Origin of the sequence: Pantoea sp. RIT413 (assembly GCF_003057675.2) — a bacterium.
GTDB lineage: Bacteria > Pseudomonadota > Gammaproteobacteria > Enterobacterales > Enterobacteriaceae > Pantoea > Pantoea eucrina.
In genome coordinates this window covers 13113-29831 of record NZ_QBJB02000003.1, presented here as the reverse complement: position 1 = coordinate 29831, position 16719 = coordinate 13113, and the positions used below count along the sequence as shown (strand labels likewise).

The following is a 16719-nucleotide window of genomic DNA, read 5'->3' as shown; positions in this document are numbered from 1 at the left end:
GGCGCCCTGCTGCATAAGCCCGCTTATGCAGGCATTATTTTGGCTCAGTACCGAACCATTTTTTATAGATTGTGTTGTACGTACCGTTGTCGCGCAGCGTTTTCAGCGCGCCGTTGATTTTGTCACGCAGTTCATCACTGCCTTTTGGCAGCGCCACACCATACTGCTGAGCTTCAATCGACTCGCCAACCGCTTTGAAACGACCTTTACCGGCGGTATTGATAAAGTAGAGAATATTCGGCGTATCGTGCAGCACCGCATCGGCGCGATTGGTTCCCAGCTCCATATAGGCGTTATCGATATTCGGGAACTGACGCAAATCTTTGGTCTTGATATGCGCTTTGGCGTAGTCCACCGAACCGGTTCCGCTTTTTACCGCAACGGTTTTGCCGTTGAGATCGTCAATGCCTTTGATCTCGTTTTCGTTATTGCGCACCATCACCAGCAGACCGCTTTTATAGTAGCCATCAGAGAAGTCGATAGCTTTTTTACGTTCGTCAGTAATGGTAATACCGGCCAGCGCCAGATCGACATTTTTGGTTTGCAGAGCCGGAATAATCCCACTGAAATCCATAGGTTTCAGGGTGTAATCGAGCTTCAGCTCTTTTGCCACCGCATCCCACAGGTCGATATCAAAACCCACATATTTGTCGCCCTGCTTAAACTCAAAAGGAACAAATGCGGTGTCGGTTGCGACAATCAGTTTTTTATCTGCGGCAGTAGAAGAAAGAGAAAAGGCCAGCGCCAGCGCGGCCACAGAGACATTAAACAGAGACTTCATCATTTTATCCTTTATTGCTCTGCAGACCTGATGGTCTGCACTACGACTGTCATATGAAAAAATTATGCCAACTTTAATAACAGCCCGAAATTACCGGCGGCAGGGCTGTCAGCTGACACGATTTTGCAGAAAAATGATCCTTTGCACCATTTGTGGGCACTATTATGGTGCATGAAACATTTTTGGTGCAGCCACAGTGTGCATCAGGATAATGACAAGGAAAGGGTGGGATGAAAGAAGTGTTAACAGGGTCAAAAAAGCGGATCTGAAGCAATAAAAAAGGCGGGTTAACCCGCCTCTGATGATTATTCGATATTGGCTTCGATAAACCACAGGAACTTGTCGAGGTCACGGGACGCTGCGGTAAAGATATCGGCAGTATCTTCATCTTTGACTTCGGTGATCGCTTTGCGGGTATCGTTAGCCACAATGGCGTAGCGATCGGCCAGCGCTTTCAGGTGATCCTGAACGCTGTGAATGTTCAGCGGATAGCTCTGCAGCGGCGTTTTATCATTCACGACCTGCGTGGTACCCAGCGCTACGCCACCCAGCTGGATCACGCGCTCAGCGATGGTGTCCTGATGTTCGGTGATAGCAGCACGGAAACCATCCAGCATCTCATGCACGCCAATAAAGTTTGCGCCACGCATGTTCCAGTGCGCCTGTTTGGTGATCAGGGACAGGTCAATGAATTCCACAACCAGACGGTTGAGCACCTCAATGGTGGCTTTCTTTTCGCTGTCAGCCACATCATTGCGGGTGTAAATCAGATCGGAAGCGTTGTTTTTAACCAGTTTTGCGGTACTCATCATTTATGTCCTCTAATTGATGTTGTCCTAATCAAGCACGGAAATAAGTATAGCAGCTGTTATAAAATATGCTGAAGCGATCTGGCCGATAGCAGAGATAGATAAAGACGTCATGCAACGTTGCGGATGCAATCATGAATTAAGTAACCATAATCAATGGTTTATTATATAGGTCTTAAAGATGTTATCTGTGTGACAAAATAATAACGGCCCGGCGATGCAATAACGGAATGATAATGATTCCGGATGCCGGCGCAGCCTGCTGAAATAACAGGCTGCGATAGACAGCGTTAATTAAGCGTAACTCAGGCGACTTCTTTCAGACGGGCTTTCTGGCGCATGGTCAGCGTGGTGCCTGCCGACGCGGCGATAATCGCCAGCAGTCCTGACCACTGCGGCAGGGTAAGCTGTTCACCCAGAAACAGCATGCCGGAAAGGGCCGCGACAGCCGGTTCGAGGCTCATCAGGGTGCCAAAGATCCGCGCCGGCAGGCGGGTCATGGCAATCATCTCCAGTGAATAGGGAATTGCGCTGGAGAGCAGGGCGATCAGCAGCGCCAGCGGCAGGATCTCCCAGTGCCAGATGCCGGGGGAGGCAAACAGCAGTCCCAGCGGCACGAAGATAACAGAAGCGATAAGCGAGCCCATTGCCACCGTTGCCGGGCCGTGCTCCGCGCCGGCACGCTGTCCGGAGAGGATATAGATTGCCCAGCAGACGCCGGCACCTACTGCCAGCAGTGCGCCGAGCGGATCAATATGGCTGATGCCGTCACCGATTGGCAGCAGAAACCAGAGCCCGGCGACTGCCAGCGCTATCCAGAGAAAATCAAGCAGGCGGCGCGCGCCTGCCAGCGCCAGCGCCAGCGGACCGAGAAACTCCAGCGCCACGCCCACACCCAGCGGGATTGTCCGCAGGGCGAGGTAAAACAGAAAGTTCATACAGCCGAGCGCCAGGCCGTAAATCAGCAGGGGTTTACGCTGCGCCGGAGTAAAGCGCAAACGCCAGGGTTTGAAAAAGAGACAAAGCAGCAGCGTACCGAGTCCGAGACGCAGCGCAGTGATGCCGGGCGCGCCCGCGACGTCAAACAGCGATTTTGCCAGCGAGGCGCCACCCTGCAGCGACATCATAGCGAAAAGCAAAATCACAATGGGCAGCCATACGGGAAAGCTATTTTTACGAGAAAGAGGCGCAGACATCCTGTTGTCGATTCCGGAAATGAGGGGTGAGCGAAGGAGAGTAGCTTAAAGCAATTGCAGGCTGACGGGAAAAAATAAGGCCAGTTTCGCTTCAGAAAATGGCTAAAAAAGAGCCGTTTACAGGGCCAATTTTGTAAAGAATTGTCAGATTACTTTAGGAATTTACTTAAAGGCATTTTTTGTTCGCAGAATTATTGAACTAAACAGGGAGGCATTTTATAAGTAAAATGAATGACATAGGAAACTTCATTAACTTTCTGTTACACCAAACAATCTCTTGGACAACAAAATCCGGGCAGAGTTTCTCCCTAACTTTTGTTATATTTTTAGCGTTGTCAGGAGAGAAGTATTTTCACATTTGAGGTGGTTATGAAAAAAATTGCATGTCTTTCAGCACTGGCTTGTGTACTGGCAGTTTCTGCTGGCTCAGCCATGGCACAGAGCACCGTTTCTGGCGGTTACGCACAGAGCGATTATCAGGGCGTTGCTAACAAAGCTAACGGCTTCAACCTGAAATACCGCTACGAAGACGGTTCAAACCCACTGGGCTGGATCGGTTCTTTCACCTACACCGAAAAAGATCGTACTGAAGATGGCGTTTATAACAAAGGCCAGTACTACGGCTTCACCGGCGGCCCGGCTTACCGTCTGAACGACTGGGCGAGCATCTACGGCGTTGTAGGTATCGGCTACGGTAAATTCCAGCAGAACGAATCTGCCGGTCAGTCTAAATCTGACAGCAGCGACGTAGGCATCGCTTACGGCGCAGGTATGCAGTTCAACCCAATTGAAAACGTTGCACTGGACGTAGGCTACGAGCAGAGCCGCATCCGCAACGTTGACGTAGGCACCTGGATCGCTGGCGTCGGCTACAGCTTCTAAGTTTAGCTTAGACCAGAGTTGCACATGAAACGGTCCCGCAGGGGGCCGTTTTTTTTTGCCTGAAGAGGGTGCCGGTGCAGCAGAGCAGAAAAACAAAAACCCGCCATCGGGCGGGTTAAGCAGTAGCCTTGCGGGCTTTCAGCCGCGCCAGATAATCTGGTTGCACGGGCGTTCGCACTTTTTGCCTGCGAGCTTTTCCAGCAGCATCAGGCGGAGCGCAAAGGGCGAGCGGCTGAACAGGCAGAGCAGCGATTTGATATCAAAAGCGGGCTTGCGCTGAGCGGCTTGCGGGCATTTGCCGCAATCAAGGCAGTTTTTCAGGGTGCTCATCTTCACCTCCCCATGAATAACAGATGATGCGTAAGCGCTGGTGCGTACCGGACATTGCTGCCTTTTCACGCTTTTCGCTTACATCATGTACAAAGATAGCATTGGCTATACTCTTTAGCCAACACTATTCATGAAAAATTTGTGCTTATTTGCGCCTGGTTTACAATGAGCGCAGCCAGTCCGCACGGCAGGTAAGGTGCGGCAGATAATAAAGAGGAAGCTTAATGAGTCGTCGTGCGAAAAATGCCATCAATACCCCTCAGGGGCCGCTTAAGGATATTGAGGAGCATGTTGAAGGCTTTCGTCAGGTGCGCGAAGCTCATCGTCGTGAATTGATTGATGATTACGTCGAGCTGATCTCCGATCTCATTCGTGAATTTGGTGAGGCGCGTCAGGTGGATATGGCGGCGCGCCTTGGCGTATCCCAGCCTACCGTGGCAAAAATGCTGAAGCGCCTGAGCACCACCGGCCTGGTAGAGCAGGTGCCCTATCGTGGCGTCTTCCTGACGCCGGAAGGTGAAAAACTCGCCGAGGCGAGCCGCGTTCGCCACCATATCGTTGAAACGTTTTTGCTGGCATTAGGCGTCAGCCCGGAGACCGCACGCCGCGACTCTGAAGGGCTGGAGCATCACGTCAGCGACGAAACCCTGGCCGTCTTTCAGAAATTTTACGAGAATCGCTAACTTATAAGGCCTGCCGCTATCATGCCCATCGTGCTTCGATCCTTAATGCGTGACCGTATTTTGCATTTGTTGTTACTGCTGGGTGTGATACTGCTGCCGCTGGCAGAGTATCGCTGGTCGCAGCTGCCGGCTTCCGTCGACTGGCAGACCATCATGACGCTGACCGGCCTGCTGATGCTGACGAAAGGGCTGGAGAACAGCGGTTATTTTGACGTACTGGGCGCCCGCCTGATTCAGCGCTTTCAGCATGAACGTGCGCTGGCGCTGTTTATGGTCTGCGCCGCCGCGCTGCTTTCAACCTTTCTGACCAACGATGTCGCGCTATTTATTCTGGTACCGCTGACGCTGACGCTGCGTAAATTTTCACATCTGCCGGTCTCGCGGCTCATTATCTTTGAAGCACTGGCGGTTAACGCCGGATCGCTGCTGACCCCGGTCGGCAATCCGCAAAATATCCTGCTGTGGAGTCACGGCTCGCTGAGCGTGGGCGGATTCATCCTGCAGATGCTGCCGCTGGCAGCCGTGCTGATGATAACGCTGGTCGCGCTGACCTGGTGGAGCTTCCCGGCGCAGCACATAGATAAACACAGTGACGCCGGTGCGCAGCAGTGGAGCCGGCGCCTGTTCAGCGTCAGCCTGCTGCTCTATATCGTATTTATCGTGGCGCTGGAGCTGAAGATGACGGGCTGGGCGCTGCTGCTGGTCGCCGCCTGCTTTTTGATCATGGCGCGAGGGGTGCTGGCCGCCATTGACTGGAGCCTGCTGCTGGTTTTTGTCGCAATGTTTATCGACGTCTTTTTGCTCATGCATCTGCCTGCGCTGCAGCCGTGGTTTGCCCGTATCGGACAGCTGGGGGAGGGCGGTATCTATTTACTGGCTATCGGCCTGTCGCAGTTTATCAGTAATGTCCCGGCCACTATCCTGCTGCTGCAAAAAACCGATCCCTCTGTGGTGCTCGCCTGGGCGGTGAATATTGGCGGCTTTGGCCTGCTGCCAGGCTCGCTGGCCAACCTGATTGCGCTGCGCATGGCGCAGGACAAAGCAGTCTGGTGGCGTTTTCATCTCTACTCACTGCCGATGCTGGCGTGGTCAATGCTGTGCGGCTGGCTGCTGCTGCAGTGGCTTCACTGAGTGCGGGCGCTGGCTCTTCAGCGCCTTAGCCACCGCTGTGGCATAACGTGCCGCCCGTCTCTGCTTATGTAAAGTTACACTGGAATTTGTCAATTTATTATCTAATGTTAAGTTGACCGTTTATGCCCGGGGATCGGGCTTTCAGCCAGTGATGACAAATTATGAGCGAAAATCAGCAGCAGGACCCGCAGAAGCCGTCAGATAACGACAACGATCCGCAGCAGGACAACAGCCAGCAGCAGCAACAGGACAAAGATAATCAGGATGACGATCAGCCGCGTAAGCGGCCGGGTAAAAAGCCGCTGATTATTCTCGCGATTGTTGTGGTGATTATGCTGATCGTGGGGTTCTGGTTCTGGTTTACCACCCGCAATATTGAAACCACCGATGACGCCTTTACGGAAGGTAACGCCGTTACCGTGGCACCTAAAGCCTCAGGCTACGTGGTGCAGCTGCTGGTAAAAGATAACCAGCGGGTAAAAAAAGGCGATCTGCTGGTGGTGATCGATCCGCGCGACAGTGCTGCACAGCGCGATCAGGCAAAAGCACAACTGGGGCTGGCTCAGGCTCAGCTGCATCAGGCGCAGGCGCAGCTGGCGCTGTCGCGCGTGCAGTATCCGGCGCAGCGCGATCAGGCGCTGGCGCAGCAGGCGAGCGCGCAGGCGAACTTACTTAATGCGCAGGCGGATTACCGCCGGCAGCGCGGCGTGGATCCCCGCGCCACGTCTCAGCGTAATATCGATACCGCCGCGGCGCAGCTGCGCTCAGCGGAAGCGCAGCTGCAGAGTGCTAAAGCGCAGGTTGAGGTCGCCTCACAGGTCAAACTGCAGATCCGGCAACAGGAAACAAATGTGGAAGCGCGCCAGCAGCAGGTGGAACAGGCGCAGGCGCAGCTTAATACCGCAGAGCTCAATCTCTCTTACACCGAAGTGCGTGCCCCTTACGACGGTTTTGTCACCAAACGCAACGTGCAGCTCGGTACGCTGGTGCAGGCTGGGTCAGCCCTTTTTTCGCTGGTGTCACCCGACATCTGGATCACCGCTAATTTTAAAGAGTCACAGCTGGCGCGCATGAATCCGGGTGACAAAGTCGAGATCAGCGTGGACGCATGGCCTGATATGAAACTGCACGGCCACGTCGACAGCATCCAGATGGGGTCAGGCTCACGTTTCTCCGCCTTCCCGTCGGAAAACGCTACCGGTAACTATGTGAAAATTGTGCAGCGCGTCCCGGTTAAAATCGTTATCGATAGCGGACTGGATCCTGCTCATCCACTGCCGCTTGGACTCTCGGTAGAGCCTGAGGTGACAGTAGAATGAGTGCAGGCGAGAGCTGGCGCCCGGCCAGCAACCCCTGGCTGGTCGCCATCACGGTTACGCTGGCGGTGTTCATGGAGATCCTGGACACCACCATCGTAAACGTTGCGCTGCCGCATATTGCGGGTTCGCTCTCCTCCAGCTATGACGAATCCACCTGGGTACTCACCTCCTACCTGGTTGCGAATGGCATTGTGCTGCCGATCTCCGCCTTCTTTAGCCGTCTGTTTGGCCGCAAGCAGTTCTTTTTGATCTGTATTGTGATGTTCACTATCTGCTCGTTTCTCTGCGGCATTGCCACCGAGCTGTGGCAAATCATTCTGTTTCGTGTGCTGCAGGGCTTTTTTGGCGGTGGCCTGCAGCCGGTTCAGCAATCGGTACTGCTCGACTACTTCAAGCCTGCCGATCGCGGCAAAGCTTTTGGCCTCTCTTCGATTGCGATTATCGTAGCACCGGTGATTGGCCCGACGCTGGGCGGCTGGATCACCGACAATTACAGCTGGCGCTGGGTCTTCTTTATTAATATTCCGGTAGGGATTTTAACCGTGCTGGCGATTTACCAGCTGCTTGAAGATCCGCCGTGGGAGCGCAAGTGGGATAAAGGCCGGCTGAAAATTGACTATATCGGCATCAGCCTGATCACGCTTGGCCTTGGCTGTCTGCAGGTGTTTCTCGATCGCGGTGAAGATGAAGACTGGTTCGCTTCGCACTTTATTCGTCTGTTCGCCATGCTGGCCGCGGTGGGGCTGGTGGGCGCGGTCTACTGGCTGCTTTATGCGCGTAAGCCGGTCGTGGATATCCGCGTGATGAAAGATCGCAACTTCTGGGTCGCCGGTCTGCTGATGGCCGGTATGGCTATGATCCTCTACGGCAGCTCAGTGGTGCTGCCGCAGCTGGCGCAGCAGGATCTGGGGTATACCGCCACCTGGTCAGGACTGGTGCTGTCGCCCGGAGCCGTATTGATCGTGCTGACCATTCCGCTGGTACTGAAGCTGATGCCAGTTGTGCAGACTCGCTATATTATCGCCTTCGGCTTCAGCTGCCTGGCGCTGGCCTTTTTTTACTCCAGTACGCTGACGCCGGACGTGGATTTTAAAACCCTGGTGATGATGCGCAGCGCGCAATCTATCGGGCTGGGCTTTCTGTTTGTTCCGCTTACCACCATTGCGTTTGTCACCATCCCGCAGAAGCTTAACGCCGATGCGTCCGCGCTGTTTACCATGTTTCGTAACGTGGCCGGCTCTATCGGTATCTCACTGGCAACCGCCGGGATCACCGAGCGTGAACAGGTGCGTTCCGCGCACATGGTGCATAACATGTCGCCGCTGAATGAGCAGTTCAACCTGACACTGCAGCAGTGGGCTCAGGCGATCCGCGATTTTACGCAGGTAGCTGGCGATCCGCTGCAGCTTGCCGCGGGTCAGCTCTATCAGGAGATGATCGCTCAGGCGCGCATTCTGGCCTATATCGACGTGTTCACGGGACTGAGCATCGTCGCCATGATACTGATCCCTCTATGTTGGTTACTTTCGCCGATTAAGAGCGAAGGCAGTGCAGGAGCACACTAAAATGAGAACCTTTTCACGCGTTGCGCTGCCGCTGACGCTGCTGCTGGCGGGTTGTGCCGTCGGCCCCGACTATCAGGCCCCGCGCCCGCAGACGCCCGGCAGCTTTCGCGCACTGTCGTCACAGGAAACCTCTAAGCCACTGGCCGCCGCACCCAACCCGCTCTGGTGGCGCAGCTTTAACGATCCGCAGCTCAATAGCCTGATCGATCGCGCCATCAGCGGTAACCTCTCGCTGCAGCAGGCGGTGTTACGCATCGCCGGTGCGCGGCAGCAGCTGGCGCAGGCGCGCGGGGGGCTGTTTCCCGCGCTGAATGGCTCAGCTAAAGTCACGCGCCAGCAGCTGGGCCTGAAAGGTCTGCTGAAATCCAACGGCGTATACGATCGGGTGGATGATGATATCGCCGGACAGCTGGATGGACTGAACCATTCCGTAACGCTCTATCAGGGCAGCTTTGATGCCAGCTGGGAGCTGGATATCTGGGGCAAGGTACGCCGGCAGATGGAGGCCGCCGATGCGCAGCAGCAGGCGGCTGTCGCACAGCGTGACGACGTGCTGATTTCAGTGGAAGCTGAAGTGGCGCGCGCCTATCTGCAGCTGCGCGGGGCGCAGGCGGTGCTGGCTACGCTGCAGACGCAGATAAAGGTGGCGCAGGAGACCTGGGAGCTGACGCAAAGCCAGCAGCAAAACGGGCTGGCACCGGCGACAAATGTGGAAAATGCCCGGGCGCAGCTCGCCTCGCTTAATGCGCAGCTGCCGCAGTATGAGGCGCAGGCGCGGCAGGCGATGAACGGTCTGGCGGTCCTGCTCGGTAAAACGCCCGGTGCGCTGGATAGTGAGCTGATGACGGCGAAAGCGCTGCCAGCATTGCCAGGTCTGGTACCGGTAGGGATCCCGGCGACGCTGGCGCGCCGGCGGCCCGATATTCGTCAGGCTGAGGCCACGCTTCACGCGCAGACCGCCAATATTGGCGTCTCGGTTGCCAGCCTCTTCCCGGCTCTCTCCCTGACGGGGCAGCTCGGGGTCAGGAACACCGACGCCAGCTACCTTGATGACTGGAGCAGCCACTTTTTCAGCATCGGTCCGTCACTCTCTATTCCGATTTTCCAGGGCGGACGGCTGGTTTCCAGCGTGAAGCTGGCGCGGGCACAGCAGGCCAGCGCCGCGCTGGATTACCGGCAGACAGTGCTGACGGCGCTGCAGGATGTGGAGAATGCGCTGGTCAGCTACCGGGCGGATCAGCAGCAGGTTACCGCGCTGGATGAAACTACCGGCGCACTGCAGCGGACATTCGACCTGGCCAGCGACAGCTATCGACAGGGCCTGACGACCTTTCTTGACGTGCTGGATGCGCAGCGGCAGCTGGCGCAGGCAAAAGCACAGTCGGTTCAGGCGCGTACGCAAAGCGCGCTCGATCTGGTCGCGCTCTATAAAGCGCTGGGCGGCGGCTGGGAAAATTATCAGCAGGTGACTCTGCCGGATTACGCAGTATTTGGTCCGGCCACGCAGGTCAACTGACCCCCGGGTCGTCCCGCCACCGGGACGACCTGATAATTGAAATAAATGTTCCTTTTTATGTAAGGATTAAATTTTGAGCGTATTGTCGCTGACATAAAAAGATATTCACGCTGAGTTTATGTGATCGGTATCTGATTTCCTGGCATCAGTTATGATGAATATGGCAAAACTAAAATTTCATATTTAATTTTTATGGCAAAAATACTCTATTTTTGATGCATCTTTCAGAAATGGAGTTAGTTATGCCTCGTGAAACCTGGCTTACCCTCAATAAAGCCTCAGGGCCGAACAGTAATACGCGTACTGAACCCTTTGTTAAAGTTATTGCGGCCGTTGCCACCCTCGGCGGACTGCTGTTCGGCTATGACACCGGCGTTATCTCCGGCGCACTGCTATTCATGGGGGATGATATACATCTGACGCCATTAACCACCGGCCTTGTCACCAGCAGCCTGCTGTTTGGTGCGGCATTTGGTGCGCTGATATCGGGGCATTTTGCCGCAGCGGTCGGGCGGAGAAAAATCATTCTGGTACTGGCAACCATTTTTGCGGCCGGCGCGCTGGGCACGGCGCTGGCGCCGGATGCTGAATGGATGATTTTCTTCCGCCTGATCCTCGGGGTCGCCGTCGGCGGCGCGTCTGCCACCGTTCCGGTTTACATTGCGGAGATGGCACCTGCCAATAAACGCGGTCAGCTGGTCACAATGCAGGAGCTGATGATCGTCTCCGGCCAGATGCTGGCTTATATCTCCAATGCCGGGTTTCATGCCGCCTGGGGCGGTGAGAGTACCTGGCGCTGGATGCTGGCGGTGGCGACGCTGCCCGCAGTGCTGCTCTGGTTTGGCATGATGTTTATGCCGGATACGCCGCGCTGGTATGCCATGAAGGGGCGTCTGGCTGAAGCCCGCAGAGTCCTGGAGCGGACCCGCGCACGTGAGGACGTGGAGTGGGAGATGACCGAAATCACTGAGACGCTGGAAGAGGAGCAGCAGCAGCGCCCACGCCTGCGGGAGTTACGCCAGCCCTGGCTGCTGAAGCTCTTTTTCATCGGCACAGGCATAGCCGCTATTCAGCAGCTCACCGGCGTCAACACCATCATGTACTATGCGCCGGTAATGCTGAAAGCAGTCGGTATGGATGATAATGCGGCATTGGTTGCTACTATCGCCAATGGCGTTATCTCAGTGCTGATGACCTTTGCGGGGATCTGGCTGCTTGGGCGTATCGGACGCCGCCCCCTCGCGCTTATCGGACAGATAGGATGTACCGCCTGCCTGGTTCTGATCGGGGCCGTCAGCTACTTCATGCCGGAAACGGTAAACGGTCAGCCTGATATGCTGCGCAGCTATATGGTCCTGCTGGGCATGCTGCTGTTTTTAAGTTTTCAGCAGGGAGCGTTATCGCCGGTTACCTGGCTGCTCTTATCCGAAATTTTTCCGACGCGGCTGCGCGGTATATTTATGGGCGGGGCGGTATTTGCCATGTGGCTGACTAATTTTACTATCTCGTTACTGTTTCCGCTGCTGCTTGCATGGGTGGGGCTGTCAGGTGCCTTTTTTATTTTTGCCGCAGCCGGCTTGTTCGGAACGCTGTTTGTTTTCTGCTGCGTACCGGAAACCCGTAATCGTTCACTGGAGCAGATTGAACATTATCTGCGCGACTGGCTGACGGAAACATCGCCGCGTCAGGTAATGAGGCCATCGGCCCAAAAGGGTAGTTAAAAATAGATTTCCCTGATAAAACCGGCGCAGGCCGGTTTTTCTTTTTAGTCTGTCAGTCAGGCTGAGAGCCACGTCATTAAAACGCGCATTAAAAGTGAATAACGGATACATGATTAATTATTTTTACGCTTCGCCTGCAGAATGTCACAAACTAAAATTTTGCTAACTACTTGTTTCGCTCGCGGGATTAGCAAATGAAATCGATATCAATGCAACAGCTGCCGGGAAACCTTATCAGTTTATTAACGCTTAATGTTAACCGGTGAGGGTTATCCTTACTGAACAATAACAATAAGCGAACCTGTTAAGAATAATCCGGTCTGCAAAATTAATTTATTTTTTTATTTGAATTGGGTAATCTTGCCGCTACAGTTTATTTATACCCCTTAAACAAGGACATTGTGATGAGTGACGCATTTAAAGTACTGAACAACATTCGCACATTACGTGCGCAGGCGCGTGAACTGCCACTGAGCGATCTGGAAGAGATTCTGGAAAAATTAACTGTCGTTGTGACTGAGCGTCGTGAAGAAGTTGAAGCCGAAGAAGCGCAAAACCGCGAAAAAGAAGAGAAGCTGTCTAAATATCGCGAAATGCTGCTGGCTGATGGCATCGATCCTAACGAATTACTGGGCGCACTTGAAACCGGTAAAAAACGCGCCAAGCGCGCACCGCGTCCGGCTAAATATACTTATACCGACGAAAACGGTGATGAAAAATCCTGGACCGGTCAGGGCCGCACGCCAGCAGCGATTAAAAAAGCCCTGGATGCCGGCAAGAGCCTGGACAGTTTCCTGATTAAATAAGCGACGCAATCCTTGTATATGGGAGCCGGGGGCATATTGCCCCCGGCTTTTTTTATTGGCTGACGTTTTAATTTGTGTAACAAACTGCGCTAACTGATAACGATGACGTAACGTCGGCAGGCGAGAAGCGTCTGCTGCCGGATGCCGGCAACACTATTTTGCGTCTGCTAACAATCCCTTTGCGTAAAAGCTGCGCCAACGCCAGGCGCAGACTGGCTCATATAGCCCATCTCTGGCATAATGCCCGCTGTTTTTTCATCCACCGTGTAACAAAGGTCAATGCCGTGTTAGTTTCCAGCAATATCACTATGCAGTTCGGCAGCAAGCCGCTGTTTGAAAATATCTCCGTTAAGTTTGGCGGGGGTAACCGTTACGGTTTAATCGGTGCAAACGGCAGCGGTAAATCGACCTTTATGAAAATACTGGGCGGCGATCTGGTGCCTACCAACGGCAATGTCTCACTCGATCCCAACGAGCGTATTGGTAAGCTTCGTCAGGATCAGTTTGCCTTTGAACAATATAGTGTGCTGGATACGGTCATAATGGGGCATCAGGAACTCTGGGCCGTAAAAGAAGAGCGCGATCGTATTTACGCACTGCCAGAAATGAGTGAAGCAGAAGGCTACAAAGTTGCCGATCTCGAAGTCGCCTACGGTGAAATGGATGGATATAGCGCGGAATCCAGGGCCGGTGAGTTATTGCTGGGCGTCGGTATTCCGGTGGAGCAGCATTACGGGCCGATGAGCGAAATCGCACCGGGCTGGAAACTGCGTGTGCTGCTGGCGCAGGCGCTGTTCTCTAATCCCGATATTCTGCTGCTTGATGAGCCGACGAACAACCTGGATATTGATACTATCCGCTGGCTTGAGCAGGTGCTGAACGATCGTAACAGTACCATGATCATCATTTCGCATGACCGTCACTTTTTAAATATGGTCTGCACCCATATGGCGGATCTTGATTATGGTGAGCTGCGCGTTTATCCCGGTAATTATGATGAATATATGACCGCGGCGACGCAGGCGCGCGAACGTCTGCTGGCCGATAACGCGAAAAAGAAAGCGCAGATTGCTGACCTGCAATCTTTTGTCAGCCGCTTCAGTGCTAACGCCTCTAAATCCCGTCAGGCAACATCGCGCGCAAAACAGATTGATAAAATCAAACTGGATGAAGTCAAAGCCTCCAGTCGTCAGAACCCTTATATTCGCTTTGAGCAGGATAAGAAATTATTCCGTAATGCGCTGGAAGTTGAAGCGCTGACGAAAGGATTTGATAACGGCCCGCTCTTTAATAAGCTGAATCTGATGCTGGAAGTGGGCGAGAAGCTGGCAATTCTGGGTGCCAACGGTATCGGTAAATCCACGCTGCTGAAAACGCTGGTGGGCGAATTAACGCCGGACAGCGGCAGCGTTAAATGGTCTGAAAATGCGCGCATCGGCTATTACGCACAGGATCATGCCGAAGATTTTGCTGAAGACCTTAGCGTGTTCGACTGGATGAGCCAGTGGAAGCAGGATGGCGATGATGAACAGGCCGTGCGCAGCGTACTGGGCCGCTTACTGTTCAGCCATGATGACATCAAAAAACCGGCCAAAGTGCTGTCGGGCGGTGAGAAAGGCCGGATGCTGTTTGGCAAGCTGATGATGCAGAAGCCTAACATTCTGATTATGGATGAGCCGACCAACCACCTGGATATGGAATCGATCGAATCACTGAACATGGCGCTGGAGATGTATGAAGGCACGCTGATCTTTGTTTCACATGACCGTGAATTTGTCAGCTCGCTGGCGACGCGCGTGATGGAGATGAAAGGTGAGCGCATCGTTGACTTCACCGGCAACTATGAAGATTACCTGCGCAGTCAGGGCATTTCATAATCCTGCTCATTCTGTCTGCTTAACAGGCCGCCCGACCGGGCGGCCTGTTTGCATTTCAGGGGGAGCCACACACGTCACAGTGTGCGTCCTGCATCACTTTCATGCTGCGAAATTCAGCGCGCATTGCGTCATACATCAGCAGGCGAGAGCGGGCGGGTTCACCAAACGCGGTAAGCAGTTTCAGCGTCTCCATCGCCTGCATCGCGCCAATTACGCCCACCAGCGGGGCCATGACGCCAGCTTCCACACAGCTCAGCGTCTGTTCGCCAAACAGGCGGCTGATACAGCGGTAACAGGGCTCGCCAGGCTGCCAGGTAAAAACGCTCAGCTGACCTTCCATGCGGATCGCCGCACCGGAAATCAGCGGGACCTTTTGCCGGAAACAGAGGCGGTTCAGCTGCTCACGCGTGGCCACATTATCTGTGCAGTCCAGCACCGCGTCATGCCGCGCAATCAGTGCGCTCAGCGTCGCATCGTCGGCCTGCACGTCACAGGTTTCAATAATGCAGTGCGGATTGATTGCCGCCAGCTGCGCGCGCGCTGATTCTACTTTGGGCTGGCCAATCGTCTCATCGCGATGCAGGATCTGCCGCTGCAGATTGCTCAGGCTGACGGTATCAAAATCGAGCAGCGTCAGATACCCCACGCCGGCGGAGGCGAGCCAGGGGGCAGCCGCGCATCCCAGCCCCCCCAGGCCGACGATCAGCACGCGTGACTCAGCGAGCTGCTCCTGTGCGGTAAAGTCGAAGCCGCGCAGGACAATTTGCCGGTTATAGCGCAGCATCTCTTCATGCGTCAGTTCGCGTGACATTACCCCTCCAGCAGGCTGTTAAAGGGCTCAACCTCAACCCATTCACCCGCTTCTGCCGTACCGCGTTCGCGCTCCAGCACAATAAAGCAGTCGGCCAGCGCAAACGAACTGAAAACATGTGAACCCTGCGCACCGGTGGAGCGCACCTCCAGCACACCTTCGCTGCTGCGGCTGAGCACGCCACGCTGAAAATCGAGGCGCCCCGGCGATTTTTTCAGGCGATCCAGCGTTCGCGCACGCTGGCGCAGCGGCATTGCCGGCGTTGTCTGGCCGCTCAGCCTGACCAGCAGCGGCTGCACCAGCTGATAAAAGGTCACGGCGGCGGAGACCGGATTGCCCGGCAGCCCGCAGAACAGGCTATTCGCCAGCTGGCCGAAAGCGAACGGTTTACCTGGCTTGATCGCCAGCTTCCAGAAGCTGACAGATCCGAGTTCGTTGAGGATCTCCCGGGTAAAATCAGCTTCGCCTACGGAGACACCGCCGGTGCTGATGACCACATCAGCCTGGCTGTCTGCTGTGGTAAAGGCGTGACGCAGCGCGGCCGGGTCGTCCGCGATAACGCCGAGGTCGATGACGTCGCAGCCCAGCTTGCTGAGCATCAGAGAGACGGTAAGGCGATTGGTGTCATAAATCTGGCCCTCTGCCAGCGGTTCACCCACCGCCTGCAGCTCATCCCCGGTGGAGAATATCGCCACGCGCAGCCTGCGCCGTACCGTTACCCTGGCAATGCCCAGCGAGGCGAGCAGCGGCAGCTCAGCGGCACCCAGCCGCACCCCCGCTGCCAGAACCTGATGCCCGGCGCGAATATCTTCACCAATACGGCGGATATTCTGGCCTGCGCTTACCGGCGCCGTCATCACAATACCATCCGCATGCTGCTCCGTTTGCTCCTGCATGACTACCGCGTCGCAGCCTGCCGGTATCGGAGCGCCGGTCATAATACGGATCGCGCTGCCTGCCGGCCATTCACCGTGCCAGGGAGAACCGGCAAAGGCTTTGCCCGCCACGGCAAGCGGCGCGCCAGCGCCGAGATCGCTCAGCCGTACCGCGTAGCCATCCATTGCGGAGTTATCAAATGAGGGGACATCCAGCGGTGAAACCACCGCCTCTGCGGTAATGCGCCCGGCAGCATTAGCCAGGCTAACCTGTTCAGTCCCGCTGACCGGTTGCAGCGGTTGCAGCATCATGTGCTGCGCCTCTTCCAGTGAAATTAAGCCTGCGGTGTTGGGTTCCATATCGCTCCCTGGCGGATAAATGTCAGATGTCACCTATTATGGGTTAAGGCGCTGGCG

Annotated in this window: 15 protein-coding genes; 9 read left to right on the top strand and 6 right to left on the bottom strand. The window is 55.0% G+C overall.

The window, feature by feature from the left end; all coding sequences use genetic code 11:
• Positions 1-34 precede the first annotated feature (34 nt).
• The 3 genes from glnH to rhtA all read right to left on the bottom strand — a co-directional run bounded on the left by glnH (position 35) and on the right by rhtA (position 2786).
• A complete protein-coding gene (gene glnH / locus DBY66_RS05615) occupies positions 35-781 on the bottom strand; it encodes a glutamine ABC transporter substrate-binding protein GlnH (RefSeq protein ID WP_039383409.1) in 747 nt (248 codons plus the stop codon).
• Between the two features lie 305 nt (positions 782-1086).
• The gene (dps, locus tag DBY66_RS05610; protein ID WP_039383410.1) at positions 1087-1590 is read right to left on the bottom strand and encodes a DNA starvation/stationary phase protection protein Dps; all 504 of its coding nucleotides are present in this window, start codon (positions 1588-1590) and stop codon (positions 1087-1089) included.
• A 305-nt stretch (positions 1591-1895) separates the two neighbouring features.
• Positions 1896-2786: a threonine/homoserine exporter RhtA gene (gene rhtA / locus DBY66_RS05605; RefSeq protein WP_039383412.1), complete on the bottom strand. Its 891-nt coding sequence runs from the start codon at positions 2784-2786 to the stop codon at positions 1896-1898.
• A gap of 369 nt (positions 2787-3155) precedes the next feature.
• Between rhtA and ompX the strand changes: the two genes are divergently transcribed.
• The gene (ompX, locus tag DBY66_RS05600; protein ID WP_094111982.1) at positions 3156-3668 is read left to right on the top strand and encodes an outer membrane protein OmpX; all 513 of its coding nucleotides are present in this window, start codon (positions 3156-3158) and stop codon (positions 3666-3668) included.
• A 138-nt stretch (positions 3669-3806) separates the two neighbouring features.
• On the opposite strand, the gene DBY66_RS05595 is transcribed toward ompX, so the two are convergent.
• Positions 3807-3998 carry a hypothetical protein gene (locus DBY66_RS05595; protein ID WP_071669023.1) on the bottom strand — a complete coding sequence of 64 codons (192 nt, stop codon included), beginning with the start codon at positions 3996-3998 and terminating at the stop codon, positions 3807-3809.
• Positions 3999-4222: 224 nt separating this feature from the next.
• On the opposite strand from DBY66_RS05595, the gene mntR reads away from it, so the two are divergent.
• The 8 genes from mntR (at position 4223) to DBY66_RS05555 (ending at position 14616) form a co-directional block, all read left to right on the top strand.
• Entirely contained in the window at positions 4223-4681 is a 459-nt protein-coding gene (mntR, locus tag DBY66_RS05590; RefSeq protein ID WP_039383416.1) for a manganese-binding transcriptional regulator MntR, read from the top strand.
• 21 nt (positions 4682-4702) lie between these two features.
• Positions 4703-5812: an SLC13 family permease gene (locus DBY66_RS05585; protein ID WP_108569729.1), complete on the top strand. Its 1110-nt coding sequence runs from the start codon at positions 4703-4705 to the stop codon at positions 5810-5812.
• A gap of 161 nt (positions 5813-5973) precedes the next feature.
• Entirely contained in the window at positions 5974-7131 is a 1158-nt protein-coding gene (locus DBY66_RS05580; RefSeq protein WP_104084701.1) for an HlyD family secretion protein, read from the top strand.
• Positions 7128-8696: a DHA2 family efflux MFS transporter permease subunit gene (locus DBY66_RS05575; protein ID WP_071669025.1), complete on the top strand. Its 1569-nt coding sequence runs from the start codon at positions 7128-7130 to the stop codon at positions 8694-8696. Before DBY66_RS05580 ends, DBY66_RS05575 begins: the two co-directional genes overlap by 4 nt.
• A gap of 1 nt (position 8697) precedes the next feature.
• Positions 8698-10212 carry an efflux transporter outer membrane subunit gene (locus tag DBY66_RS05570; RefSeq protein ID WP_108569730.1) on the top strand — a complete coding sequence of 505 codons (1515 nt, stop codon included), beginning with the start codon at positions 8698-8700 and terminating at the stop codon, positions 10210-10212.
• Between the two features lie 242 nt (positions 10213-10454).
• On the top strand, positions 10455-11933 hold the full coding sequence (locus DBY66_RS05565) for a sugar porter family MFS transporter (RefSeq protein WP_108569731.1): 1479 nt from the start codon (positions 10455-10457) through the stop codon (positions 11931-11933).
• 404 nt (positions 11934-12337) lie between these two features.
• Positions 12338-12739 carry an H-NS family nucleoid-associated regulatory protein gene (locus DBY66_RS05560; RefSeq protein WP_039383432.1) on the top strand — a complete coding sequence of 134 codons (402 nt, stop codon included), beginning with the start codon at positions 12338-12340 and terminating at the stop codon, positions 12737-12739.
• Between the two features lie 284 nt (positions 12740-13023).
• The gene (locus tag DBY66_RS05555) at positions 13024-14616 is read left to right on the top strand and encodes an ABC-F family ATPase (protein ID WP_039383434.1); all 1593 of its coding nucleotides are present in this window, start codon (positions 13024-13026) and stop codon (positions 14614-14616) included.
• A gap of 55 nt (positions 14617-14671) precedes the next feature.
• Here the strand turns inward: DBY66_RS05555 and moeB are convergent, their stop codons facing one another.
• Together moeB and moeA are read right to left on the bottom strand one after the other, a co-directional pair.
• Positions 14672-15427, bottom strand: coding sequence for a molybdopterin-synthase adenylyltransferase MoeB (moeB, locus tag DBY66_RS05550; RefSeq protein WP_039383436.1), 756 nt, complete (start codon positions 15425-15427; stop codon positions 14672-14674).
• Entirely contained in the window at positions 15427-16662 is a 1236-nt protein-coding gene (gene moeA / locus DBY66_RS05545; RefSeq protein WP_071669027.1) for a molybdopterin molybdotransferase MoeA, read from the bottom strand. The genes moeB and moeA overlap by 1 nt, the downstream gene beginning before the upstream one ends.
• Positions 16663-16719: the final 57 nt, after the last annotated feature.